This is a genomic window from Stutzerimonas stutzeri (genome assembly GCF_002890895.1).
Classification (GTDB): Bacteria; Pseudomonadota; Gammaproteobacteria; order Pseudomonadales; family Pseudomonadaceae; genus Stutzerimonas; species Stutzerimonas stutzeri_AB.
In genome coordinates, this window is the sequence record NZ_POUL01000008.1 from 46,449 (window position 1) to 58,694 (window position 12,246).

10 protein-coding genes are annotated in these 12,246 nt (G+C 60.8%); 6 read left to right on the top strand and 4 right to left on the bottom strand.

The window, feature by feature from the left end:
- Positions 1–48: 48 nt before the first annotated feature.
- Positions 49–1,551, bottom strand: a complete 1,503-nt coding sequence (gene ppx, locus CXK96_RS15300) for an exopolyphosphatase (protein ID WP_102837304.1) — start codon at positions 1,549–1,551, stop codon at positions 49–51.
- Between the two features lie 201 nt (positions 1,552–1,752).
- On the opposite strand from ppx, the gene trxA reads away from it, so the two are divergent.
- The 4 genes from trxA (at position 1,753) to CXK96_RS15320 (ending at position 6,164) form a co-directional block, all read left to right on the top strand.
- A complete protein-coding gene (gene trxA, locus CXK96_RS15305) occupies positions 1,753–2,079 on the top strand; it encodes a thioredoxin TrxA (RefSeq protein WP_019341284.1) in 327 nt (108 codons plus the stop codon).
- A 230-nt stretch (positions 2,080–2,309) separates the two neighbouring features.
- On the top strand, positions 2,310–3,569 hold the full coding sequence (gene rho, locus CXK96_RS15310) for a transcription termination factor Rho (RefSeq protein WP_019341285.1): 1,260 nt from the start codon (positions 2,310–2,312) through the stop codon (positions 3,567–3,569).
- A 116-nt stretch (positions 3,570–3,685) separates the two neighbouring features.
- The gene (ubiD, locus tag CXK96_RS15315; protein ID WP_102837305.1) at positions 3,686–5,152 is read left to right on the top strand and encodes a 4-hydroxy-3-polyprenylbenzoate decarboxylase; all 1,467 of its coding nucleotides are present in this window, start codon (positions 3,686–3,688) and stop codon (positions 5,150–5,152) included.
- A gap of 34 nt (positions 5,153–5,186) precedes the next feature.
- A complete protein-coding gene (locus CXK96_RS15320; RefSeq protein WP_102837306.1) occupies positions 5,187–6,164 on the top strand; it encodes a CDP-6-deoxy-delta-3,4-glucoseen reductase in 978 nt (325 codons plus the stop codon).
- Positions 6,165–6,234: 70 nt separating this feature from the next.
- Here CXK96_RS15320 and CXK96_RS15325 read toward each other — a convergent pair whose 3' ends face one another.
- The 3 genes from CXK96_RS15325 to CXK96_RS15335 form a co-directional block, all read right to left on the bottom strand.
- Complete coding sequence (locus CXK96_RS15325; protein ID WP_102837307.1) at positions 6,235–6,900, bottom strand: SPOR domain-containing protein; 666 nt, start codon at positions 6,898–6,900, stop codon at positions 6,235–6,237.
- Positions 6,901–8,643: an arginine--tRNA ligase gene (gene argS / locus CXK96_RS15330; protein ID WP_102837308.1), complete on the bottom strand. Its 1,743-nt coding sequence runs from the start codon at positions 8,641–8,643 to the stop codon at positions 6,901–6,903.
- Between the two features lie 117 nt (positions 8,644–8,760).
- Positions 8,761–10,983: a primosomal protein N' gene (locus CXK96_RS15335; protein WP_102837309.1), complete on the bottom strand. Its 2,223-nt coding sequence runs from the start codon at positions 10,981–10,983 to the stop codon at positions 8,761–8,763.
- 215 nt (positions 10,984–11,198) lie between these two features.
- Between CXK96_RS15335 and rpmE the strand changes: the two genes are divergently transcribed.
- Positions 11,199–11,411: a 50S ribosomal protein L31 gene (gene rpmE, locus CXK96_RS15340; protein WP_102837310.1), complete on the top strand. Its 213-nt coding sequence runs from the start codon at positions 11,199–11,201 to the stop codon at positions 11,409–11,411.
- A 26-nt stretch (positions 11,412–11,437) separates the two neighbouring features.
- A complete protein-coding gene (locus tag CXK96_RS15345; RefSeq protein ID WP_102837311.1) occupies positions 11,438–12,229 on the top strand; it encodes a thermonuclease family protein in 792 nt (263 codons plus the stop codon).
- Positions 12,230–12,246: the final 17 nt, after the last annotated feature.

Here is a 12,246-nt window from a genome sequence, read left to right on the forward strand (position 1 = left end):
CGGCTACTAGAGGAGGCGGCGGGCGAATTGCTCCGCTGCCCGCTGGATTCAGCGTACGCTGAGGGTGAAATCGATTCGCTTGAGCCAGTCCGCTTCCAGGGCGAAATCAGCCTGGGTCAGCGGATTGTCGGCTAGCCAGCCATCAGGAAAGGCTACGTCCAGGCTGTTGTCGCCGGCGTTGAGCTGAAACGCTGGCGCTTGTTGCGGGCCGCGGATGTGGTGAAAAAGGATCGCGAAGCGCAGCAGCACACAGAGTCTGGTCAGCTTCACGCCGTCCTCGCTCATTTCTTCGAATTTCTGCCTGGGTATGTTGCGCCGATGGCCGCGAACCAGCAGCGCCAGCATCTGCTGATCCTGCCGCGAGAAGCCGGGCAGGTCGGAGTGCTCGATCAGGTAAGCGCCATGCTTGTGGTAGTGATAGTGGGCGATATCCAGGCCCACCTCATGCACTCGGGCGGCCCAGCCGAGCAATTCACGCAGCCATTCCTCATCCAGTCCCCAGTCCGATGAGACCTGATCGAACGCCTCAAGCGCCTTGCTTTCTACCCGCGCCGCCTGTTCGGTGTCGACGTGGTAGCGCTCCATGAGAAAGCTCAGGGTGCGGTCGCGGATGTCTTCCTGGTGATGCCGACCGATAAGGTCATAGAGCACGCCTTCACGCAACGCGCCTTCGGAATGCGCCATGCTGGTGAGTTCCAGGGCGTCGAAGATCGCTTCGAGGATGGCCAGCCCCGCGGGGAAGATACCCCGGCGGTCCGGCTTGATGCCGTCCATGTCGAGCTTTTCCACATCGCCCAGCTTGAACAGCTTGCGCTTGAGCCAGCCGATGCCATCAGCGGTGACTTCGCCGTTGCTGAGCCCGGCACTCTTGATTGCCAGGCCGACGGCGCGGATGGTGCCAGAGGCGCCGACGGCGTCCTGCCAGCCTAGCCGGCGCAGGCCGTGCTCGATGCTCATCAGCTCCAACCTGGCTGCGGTGTAAGCCTGGGCGTAACGGGCTGGGGTGATTTTGCCGTCCTGAAAAAACCGCTGAGTAAAGCTCACGCAGCCCATCTGCAGGCTTTCACGCAACTGCGAATCGAAACCTTCCCCGATGATGAACTCGGTGCTGCCACCACCAATGTCGACGACCAGGCGCTTGCCGCTCGAGGCGGGAAAAGTATGCGATACGCCCAGGTAGATGAGTCGTGCTTCTTCTCGGCCTGAAATGACTTCGACCTGATGCTGGATGATCGTCTCGGCTTGGCGAATGAACTGCGCGCGGTTGCGTGCCTCGCGCAGGGCATTCGTAGCGACCACGCGCACGGCGCCCTGGGGAAGATGGTTGACCAATTGAGCGAAGCGGCGAAGACAGTCCAGCCCGCGCTGCATGGCAGCGTCGTCGAGCTGTCTGTTCTCGTCGATGCCGGCGGCCAGCTGGACCTTTTCGCCGAGCCGCTCGAGGATGCGCATCTCGCCGTTGCTGGTGCGGGCCAGTACCATATGGAAGCTGTTCGAGCCGAGATCCAGGGCAGCAATCATCGGAAAGGGTTCGGCGGCTGTTGGGCGCATGGGGCGGTCTCTGTGCAAAACCCCGACATCCTGACATGATCGTCGACATCCGCCAACGCGCAGCGCCGGGCCACCATCCGCCGTTGTCGATTCCATGGTGCCGCCCATGGTCTATTGCCCGAGCGACAGGCTGCGACTTTCGATCCGCACCAAGCCGGGCTATGATGGCGTCACTTCTGATTTTGACCCTGGAGAAACTCCATGAGCGAATACATCAACAATGTCAGTGACAGCAGCTTCGAGCAGGACGTGCTCCAGGCCGATGGACCTGTTCTGGTCGATTACTGGGCTGAATGGTGTGGTCCGTGCAAGATGATCGCTCCGGTACTCGATGAAATCGCCAAGGAATACGAAGGCAAGCTCAAAGTCTGCAAATTGAACATCGATGAAAATCAGGAAACCCCGCCCAAGTACGGTGTTCGCGGCATTCCGACCCTGATGCTGTTCAAGAACGGCAACGTCGAGGCGACCAAGGTAGGCGCTCTGTCGAAGTCACAGCTGGCGGCGTTTCTGGATAGCAATATCTGATTCATCGCTGCTGTTTTCAAAAGCCCTCGCAATTGCGGGGGCTTTTTTATGACTGCAGGGTGGACGCTTCGCCTGCACGGTGCTAAATTCGGCCCTGCGACGCTTCTCCGTCGCCCTCTGCATGCCGTCGCCGACGCACTTCAGCCTCTTAAAGCACAACGAACCTGTTCGTCTCCTGCTGCGCGGCTTCTCAAGCTAATCGCTTTCTTCATCCCTTCTGATCTCTCTCTATGAATCTGACCGAACTTAAGCAAAAGCCCATCACCGAACTGCTGGAAATGGCCGAACAGATGGGCATCGACAACATGGCCCGTTCGCGCAAGCAGGACGTGATTTTCTCTCTGCTGAAAAAGCACGCGAAAAGCGGTGAGGAAATCTCCGGTGACGGCGTGCTGGAGATCCTGCAGGATGGCTTCGGCTTCCTGCGCTCCGCGGATTCTTCTTATCTTGCCGGCCCAGACGATATCTACGTCTCGCCGAGCCAGATCCGCCGTTTCAACTTGCGTACCGGCGACACCATCGTCGGCAAGATTCGCCCGCCAAAAGAAGGCGAGCGTTATTTCGCGCTGCTCAAGGTCGATACGATCAACTTCGATCGCCCGGAAAACGCGAAGAACAAGATTCTGTTCGAGAACCTGACCCCGTTGTTCGCCAACAAGCGACTGACGATGGAAGCCGGAAATGGCTCGACCGAAGACCTGACCGGTCGCGTAATCGACCTCTGTGCTCCGATTGGCAAGGGTCAGCGCGGTCTGATCGTGGCCCCGCCGAAAGCGGGCAAGACGATCATGCTGCAGAACATCGCGAGCAACATCACCCGCAACAACCCCGAGTGTCACCTGATCGTCCTGCTGATCGATGAACGCCCGGAAGAAGTGACCGAAATGCAGCGCACCGTGCGTGGCGAAGTGGTCGCCTCTACCTTCGATGAGCCACCGACCCGCCACGTGCAGGTTGCTGAAATGGTGATCGAAAAGGCCAAGCGTCTGGTCGAGCACAAAAAGGATGTGGTCATCCTGCTGGACTCCATCACCCGTCTGGCCCGTGCCTATAACACCGTGATCCCGAGCTCCGGCAAGGTACTGACCGGTGGTGTCGACGCCCACGCTCTGGAAAAGCCCAAGCGCTTCTTCGGTGCCGCGCGAAATATCGAGGAAGGCGGCAGCCTGACCATTCTCGCCACCGCGCTGGTGGAAACCGGCTCGAAGATGGACGAGGTGATCTACGAGGAATTCAAGGGTACCGGTAACCTCGAGTTGCAGCTCGATCGCCGTATCGCCGAGAAGCGGGTATTCCCTGCGATCAACATCAACCGTTCGGGTACTCGCCGCGAAGAATTGCTGACCAGCGAAGAAGAGCTGCAGCGCATCTGGATTCTGCGCAAGCTGCTGCACCCAATGGATGAAAGCGCTGCGATCGAGTTCCTGCTCGACAAGCTCAAGGACACCAAGACCAACGAAGAATTCTTCATGTCGATGAAGCGCAAATAAGGTCTGTGGTTGTTGCCGAGGCCGGGGAAACCCGGCCTTTGTCTGTCTGCAGGTTTTGTATCGGCCTGCGCCAAGGCTACACTTTCCGCCCCTGCCGGCCCCTGTGAGGCTCAAGCATGCAGTATCGCGATCTGCGCGACTTTATCCGAGGTCTGGAACAGCGCGGTGAACTCAAGCGCGTTTCAACCGCCGTTTCCCCGGTTCTGGAAATGACCGAAATCTGCGATCGGACTCTGCGCAAGCAGGGCCCGGCGCTGCTGTTCGAGAATCCGACCGGTTTCGATATGCCAGTTCTCGGCAACCTCTTCGGCACGCCCAAGCGTGTTGCCCTGGGCATGGGTGCCAACGAAGTATCCGAGCTGCGCGAGATCGGCAAACTCTTGGCTTTTCTCAAAGAGCCGGAGCCGCCGAAGGGCCTGAAGGACGCCTGGAACAAGCTGCCGATCTACAAGAAGGTCATCAGCATGGCGCCCAAGGTCCTCAAGGACGCGCCCTGTCAGGAAGTGATCATCGAAGGTGATGATGTCGATCTGTCCCGGTTGCCGGTGCAGACCTGCTGGTCGGGGGATGCTGGGCCGCTGATCACCTGGGGCCTGACGATTACCAAAGGCCCCAACAAAGAGCGACAGAACCTGGGTATCTATCGCCAACAGGTGATCGGTCGCAATAAGGTCATCATGCGCTGGCTTAGTCATCGAGGCGGCGCGCTGGATTTTCGTGAGTGGTGCGAGAAATATCCCGACCGACCCTATCCGGTGGCGGTGGCGCTCGGCGCCGATCCGGCCACGATTCTCGGCGCCGTCACGCCGGTTCCGGATTCGCTGTCCGAATACGCCTTTGCTGGCCTGCTACGCGGCAGCCGTACCGAGCTGGTCAAATGCCAGGGCAGCGACCTGCAGGTACCGGCCGGGGCTGAAATCGTTCTGGAAGGGTATATCCAGCCTGGCGAAATGGCGGATGAGGGGCCGTACGGTGATCACACCGGCTACTACAACGAAGTCGACCGCTTCCCGGTGTTCACCGTCGAGCGTATCACCCAGCGCCGCGATGCGATCTACCACAGCACCTATACCGGAAGGCCGCCGGACGAGCCGGCAATTCTCGGCGTTGCGCTCAATGAGGTGTTCGTTCCGATCCTGCAGAAGCAGTTCCCGGAAATCACTGATTTCTACCTGCCACCGGAAGGCTGTTCCTACCGCATGGCGGTGGTGACCATGAAAAAGCAGTACCCCGGCCATGCCAAGCGTGTGATGCTGGGCGTGTGGAGCTTCCTGCGGCAGTTCATGTACACCAAGTTCGTCATTGTCACCGACGATGACATCAATGCCCGGGACTGGAATGACGTGATCTGGGCGATCACCACGCGCATGGATCCCAAGCGCGATACGGTGCTGATTGAAAACACACCGATCGATTATCTCGACTTCGCCTCGCCAGTGTCCGGCCTTGGCAGCAAAATGGGCCTTGATGCCACCCACAAGTGGCCCGGCGAGACTACTCGTGAATGGGGACGCGCCATCGTGCAGGATGAGGCGGTGAAGCGTAGGGTCGACGAACTCTGGGCCGACCTGGGCATCGACTGATGACCAGTCGCGCATTTACTCAGGTTTTTTATTGATGAAAGTAACTCTGCAACCCTCCGGAGCAGTGCTGGACGTCGAGCGAGGTGAGTTGATCCTCGACGCTGCGCGGCGGCTGGGCTACGACTGTCCGCAGGCATGTCGTAACGGTAATTGCCTGATCTGCGCTGCCCTGCTGGTAGACGGCCGGGTGCGTCAGCGTGGTGAAAGCCATGATCATGGCGAAGTGTTCGCCTGTCTGGCGGAGCCCGAAGAAGATTGCGTTCTGCTGTGGGATGGCGTGCTCGCACCGGGGGAGCTTCCGGTGCGCACGCTCAGTTGCCAGCTCGTCAGCTGCGAAGATGTGGGCGGCGACGTGTTTCGCCTGCTGCTGCGCGCACCGGCTGGAAAATTGCCACGCTATCACGCTGGGCAATACGTACTGCTGGAGCGGGAAGACGGGGAGTACAGCGCCTTTTCGCTAGCGTCCGCACCAGGCCGCGGACGTGAGCTTGAGCTCCATGTGCTGGCGCGCGAATCGTCCGCCATCGACCTGCTGGAGCTGATCAGGCGCACCGGAACGGCCCGCGTGCAGATGCCGTTTGGTGATACACACCTCGCCGAATTGCCGGAGGGGCCGCTGGTGTTGATTGCAGCAGGCACCGGCATGGCCCAGATGCACAGTCTGATCGAACATTGCCGCGCCGAGGGCTTCGCCTATCCGGTACACCTGTACTGGGGCGTGCGGCGCCCGGAAGATTTCTATCAGTTGCCGCATTGGCAGGAATGGCAGCAGATGCCCAATCTGTCACTGCACCAGATCGTCAGCGACCTCGGTGACTGGTCGGGACGGCGCGGCATGCTGCATGAAGCGGTCTGCGAGGACTTCACCGATCTCGAGCCAGTTCACGTTTATGCCAGCGGCTCTCCCGCCATGGTCTATGGCACGCTGGATGCGTTGGTGGAGGCGGGAATGGATGCCAAACAGATGCGTGCAGACGTATTCGCCTACGCGCCTCGGGACCGCAAAAGCTGAGCGCCGGGCGGGTCCCGCAGGTCGATAGAGAAGCAGCGCTGTCTCCAGCGCTGTGCTCGAAGGCCTCGGTTCAGCGCGCCTGACGCTGTTGCAGCAGCAGGTTCTTGTAGCCGCTTGCTGATAGCGTCTTCTGGGCCTGATCGAGTCTTGCCCGGTCGGCAAATGGCCCGACCAGCACCCGGTACCAGTCCTCGTCACGCACGGTCACGTTCTCAACCCGTACATCCTGGCCGAGCAGAATGATCTGCGCCCTGACCTTTTCCGCTTCAGGCTTCTTGCGGAACGAACCGGCCTGCAAGAAGAACTGAGTCACCGGTGCCTTGGCCACTGTAGGCGGGGGCGGAGGGACCTGGCCATTCAGAGCGGCTTCGGCGCGCGCGGCGTCAATCTTGGCCGCTTCCTCTTGTGTGACCGGCTTGGGCGGCTCAGGCTCAGGCTTTGGCGCCTCGGGCGGAAAGATCACTTCCGACTCAGGCAGCAGCGTATAGAAGTCGTACTTCGGTTTCGCAGGCTGGCTCGTGGTGGGGGATGAACGCTTCGGCTGCTCCTTGGATTTGGCTGAGTCCTTGGTGCGCTTGATTTCATCGCCGCCAGGTTCGAGGTTCATCAGGAACACGATGAAGCCGCCGATCACCAGGCCACATACGAGCCAGATCCAGCCGGGTACCGGCTTTTTGGCAGGTGCCTGGTAGCGGCTCGCGCCACGTTTCGGGGCGGGTTTCTTCCTGGCTGCCACTTACATCCGCTCCAGCGTTTCCAGGCCAAGCAGGGCAAGACCCTGTTTCAGCGTTTTGCCGGTCAGGGCGGCCAGGCGCAGGCGACTCTGTTTGACCGTCTCGTTCTCAGCGGTGAGTATCGGGCAATGTTCGTAGAAGCTGGAGAACAGCCCTGCCAGATCGTATAGATAGCTGCACAACAGGTGGGGAACACCCTTCTCGCCGACACCGTTGAGCACCTCGGCGAACTGAGCCAGCTTTGCGCCTAGCGCTTGCTCTTGTTCGGCTTCCAGGTTGATCTCGCCGCCGACTCCATCCATGCCGGTACCCAGCTTGCGAAACACGCTGGCGACTCGGGTGTAGGCGTATAGCAGGTAGGGGGCAGTGTTGCCTTCGAAGCTGAGCATCTGCTCGAAGTTGAAGCTGTAATCGCTGGTGCGGTGCTTGGACAGGTCCGCATATTTCACTGCGCCGATGCCGACAGCGTGGGCTATCTGCCGCAGCTCCCCTTCGTCCAGATCCGGGTTTTTGCCTTTAACCAGGCTGTAGGCACGCTGCTCGGCTTCATCGAGCAGGTCGACCAGCTTCACGGTGCCGCCATCACGGGTTTTGAAGGGGCGGCCATCTGCACCGTTCATGGTGCCGAAGCCCATATGCTCGAGCTGCATGTCGCTGCGGACGAAGTCAGCGCGCCTGGCCACCTCGAAGGTCATCTGGAAATGCAGCGCCTGGCGCTGATCGACAAAATACAGCGCGCGATCGGCCTTGAGCTGCTGACTGCGGTAGCGCATGGACGCCAGGTCGGTAGTCGCGTAGAGGTAGCCACCGCCGGCTTTCTGCACAATCACCGGGAGCGGGTTGCCTTCGGCGTTCTTGAATTCATCGAGAAAAACGCACTGGGCGCCGTTGCTTTCGCTCAACAGACCTTTGGCCTTGAGCGACGAGACTATATCGGCAAGTTCGGCGTTGTAGGCGCTTTCGCCTTTGACGTCTTCCGGGGTGAGGCGGACGTTGAGGCGGTCATAGACTTGTTGCGCATGGCTGAGTGAGAGCTCGTTGAATTGCTTCCACAGTCGCAGGCACTCGGCGTCGCCGGCCTGAAGCTCCACGACGAGTTTGCGCGCACGTTCGGCAAACTCGGGCGACTCGTCGAACCGTTGCTTTGCCGCTCGGTAGAAGCCTTCCAGGTCCGCCAGCTCGGGTGAGTCGAAACCCTTGGGCTGCTCCATCACATAAGCCAGCAGCATGCCGAACTGCGTGCCCCAATCGCCTACGTGGTTCTGCCGGATTACTTCATCACCGAGGAATTCAAGTACGCGCGCCACGGCGTCGCCAATGATGGTCGAGCGCAGGTGGCCGACGTGCATTTCCTTCGCCAGGTTCGGTGAGGACAGGTCAACCACGACGCGTTGTCTGGAGCCCGTTTTGCTTACTCCGAGCAGTGGATCGGCAAGGGCGGCATCAAGGCGTTGAGCCAGCGCGGCGCTGTTCTGGAAGAAGTTGAGAAAGCCAGGGCCGGCAATTTCCACTTTGCTGACGCTCGGGTCTGCCGGCAGTGCATCAATCAGCTTCTGGGCCAGGTCGCGGGGCTTCATCCCGGCGGGCTTGGCCAGCATCATCGCGACATTGCTGGCGAAGTCCCCGTGGGACTTGTCACGGGTGTTCTCCACCTGGATGGTTGGGTTCGACCCCTCCGGCAGCACGCCTTCAGCGGTGAGACGGGCCAGGGCTTGCTGGATCAGATGGCGGATGCTGTCTTTCATGATGTGCTCGGTCGGCCGTAGGCTTTGGTCGAAAACTGGGCATTATCGGTGCCACGAGGGCGAACCTTCAAGGCTTAAGGCGCTTAGTTGCGCTGGAGCCTCTGTGGCCGGCCTACATCAGAACAGGTCGATCGGGTCGACATCCAGTGACCAGCGAACGCTGCGGCTACCCGGCAACGTTTCCACCTGCGGCAACCAGGCGTTCATGAGGTTATGCAGAGGCCCGCGAGCGTTGGCTTGTAGCAGCAGCTGTGCGCGGAAACGTCCAGCGCGTCGCTCCATCGGAGCGGGTACTGGCCCTAGTAACTCGACACCCGTCAGGTCGAGTTGCACCATCAGCTGTTCGGCCTGGCTGCAGGCCTCGTCGAGGAAGTCTTCGGCCTGGCCGGGTTTCGTCGCCTCGGCGCGCAATAGTGCCAGATGGCTGAAAGGTGGCAAGCCGGCCGCGCGTCGCTCGCTCAACGCCTGCTCAGCAAAGGCGAAATAGCCCTGTTCGGTCAGCTGGACCAGCAACGGGTGATCAGCCAGATGCGTCTGGATGATCACCTTGCCGGGCTCTTCAGCTCGCCCTGCGCGGCCGGCTACCTGGACGATGAGCTGCGCCATGCGTTCACTCGCACGGAAGTCTGCCGAGAACAGCCCACCATCGGCATCAAGAATGGCGACCAGGGTCACTCGGGGGAAGTGATGACCCTTTGCAAGCATCTGAGTGCCCACCAGCAGGCACGGCTCGCCGCGGTTGATGGTGGTCAGCAAATGCTCCATCGAGCCCTTGCGGGACGTGCTGTCACGATCGATGCGCAGCACCGGGTAGTCAGGAAAGAGCGTTGTGAGCCGCTCTTCCGCGCGCTCGGTACCCGCGCCTACAGGTCTCAGGTCGAGCTTGGCGCAGTCCGGGCAGCTGTGCGGGGGGCGTTCGGCATGCCCGCAGTGGTGACAGCGCAGTTCATTGTGGCGTTGATGCAGGGTCATTCTGGCGTCACAGCGCGGACACTGGCCGATCCACCCGCAGTCGTGGCACAGCAGGGAGGGGGCGAAGCCGCGCCGGTTGAGGAACACCAGTACCTGCTGCCCGGCAGCCAGTGTCTGCGCCATGGCCTGCTGCAGCGGGCCGGAAATGCCGGAATCGAGAGGGCGGCTCTTAATGTCCAGGCGAAGGAAGCGGGGCGGCTGTGCGCCGCCGGCGCGCTCGGTCAGCTTTAACAGTGCATAGCGTCCGCTGTGGGCGTTGTGCAAGCTTTCCAGTGACGGCGTTGCCGACCCTAGCAGGATCGGAACGTTTTCCTGGCGCGCTCTGACCACGGCCAGGTCACGTGCGTGATAACGCAGCCCCTCCTGCTGTTTATAGGAAGCATCGTGCTCCTCATCGAGGATGATGAGCCCGGGATTTTTCATCGGGGTGAACAGTGCCGAGCGCGTGCCAATAATGATGTCTGCCTCGCCGTCCCGTGCCGCGAGCCAGGCATCCAGGCGTTCGCGGTCGTTGACGTTGGAGTGGAGCAAGGCGATGCGGGCATTGAAGCGCCGCTCGAAGCGAGCCAGGGTCTGCGGGCCGAGGTTGATTTCTGGAATCAACACCAGCGCCTGCTTGCCCGCCTCAAGCACCTGATGGATGAGCTGCAGGTAGACCTCGGTCTTGCCACTCCCGGTGACGCCGGCGAGCAGGTACGTCTGAAAGCCATCCAGGCCGGCGCGAATGGCTTCGAAAGCGGCGCGTTGCTGCTGGTTCAACGGTAGTTCCGGTTGCAGCAGCCAGCTGCCCTGATGTCGCTGGGCCTGGTGACGGCGCCGGGTTTCGACGCGTAGCAGGCCTTTTTGCAGCAACAGGTCAAGGCTGTCCTTGCTCAGCTGAAGCTGGGAAAGCAGGGTGTGCGCCACGCCGTGCGGATGCTGCGCGATGGTCTTGAGTGCGTCACGCTGGCGTGGCGCCCGGCTCAGTCTGGGGTCTTCGGGCCGCGCGCCATTGGCCGCATGCCAGAAGCGCTCCTGCCTCGCCTCGGCAGGCTCGCCCTGGCGTAGCAGGACTGGCAGCGCCCAGCTGAAGGTGTCGCCGAGGCTGTGTTGGTAATACTGTGCGGTCCATAGGCACAGCTTGAACAGCGGCGATGGCAGAGGTGATCGCGCATCAAGCAGTTCCAATGCCGGTTTGAGCTTTGCCTCAGGGACTTCGCTGTGGCTGACGACCTCGACGAGTATTCCGATGATTTCGCGTCGCCCAAATGGCACCCGCAAGCGCATCCCAGGCTGCAGCCCAGCGTCGGAAACGCCAGCAGGGGGGAGGTAATCGAAGAGTCTGCGCAATGGCGATGGCAGTGCGAGGCGGAGTATGGGTCGAGGCACGCGATAGTCCTTGGCGGCGAATGCCGATGTTAAACGATCCGGCGGGGTAGCAGGTTTGCCTATGCTTCGGGCTGTTTGGTTGCATGCGAGAGGCTGGAGGTGTCTGTCCGATCGGCTGCCCTTGCATCACTTTGCTGCTCTGTTATTATTCGCGCCCTTCCGTGCGGTACTCGACATAGGGTCGGGTGGCGGCACAAGTCCTAGAGGATTTACCCATGAAAGCCGATATCCATCCTAATTACGTAGAAATCGACGCCACTTGCAGCTGCGGCAACGTCATCAAGACTCGCTCTACGCTGGCCAAGGACCTGAGCATCGACGTTTGCTCCGAGTGCCACCCGTTCTACACTGGCAAGCAGAAAGTGCTGGATACCGGCGGCCGTATCGACCGCTTCAAGCAGCGTTTTGGTGTGTTCGGCGCCAAGTAATAAGCTGCCGTCGCTACGGGAATCCAATGAGATTCTTCGAGCTGAAAAAGGCGCCCCTAGTGGGCGCCTTTTTCGTTTCTGTCTTCTTCAGTTTGCAAGCAGCGGCGCTTTGCTCGGTGAGCGAGCCGCTCTCTCGCATGAAGGTGGCGACGGTCATAGATGGAGATACGCTGCGGCTGGCCGACGGGCGCAGCGTGCGGCTCATTGGGTTGAACGCAACCGAAATGGGCCGCAACGGGCGCCACGCCGAGCCGTTTGCGGAGGCTGCCAGGAGCCGGCTGCAATCGTTGGTGAGCGCCAATGACGGTTACGTGGCTATGCGTCCTGGCCAGCAGTCCAAAGACCATTACGGCCGCGTTCTTGCCCATGTCTTCGACAGGCATGGCGAAAACCTGGAAGCACTAATGCTTGCTGAGGGATTAGGCTTCTTTGTCGCTATCGCACCGAATGTTTCTCTGGCCGAGTGCCATCGAAAGGCAGAGCAACAGGCGCGGTCGGCTGGAAAAGGGATTTGGCGGCAACCTCCGGTGATCGCAGCGGAGCGCGTGCGCAGCGGTGGCTTTGCAATTGTCCGGGCCCGTGTTGAACGCATGGAGACCAACCGGGGAGGCGTCTGGTTGGAGCTAGGTGGTTCGCTTGTGGTGCAGATCCCGCCTCACGCTGTAGCCGCCTTCGATGATGCGCTCAGCGGCCTGGCTGGAAAGGATGTCGAGGTCAGGGGGTGGGTCATTGATCGAAAGCGTCGTGGTGATCGGTCGCGGCGGGCGCGTTGGTTGTTGAGGCTGAGCCACCCGTCAATGCTCGTGCCTTTGTCCTGAAACGGTCGCCAAAAGTC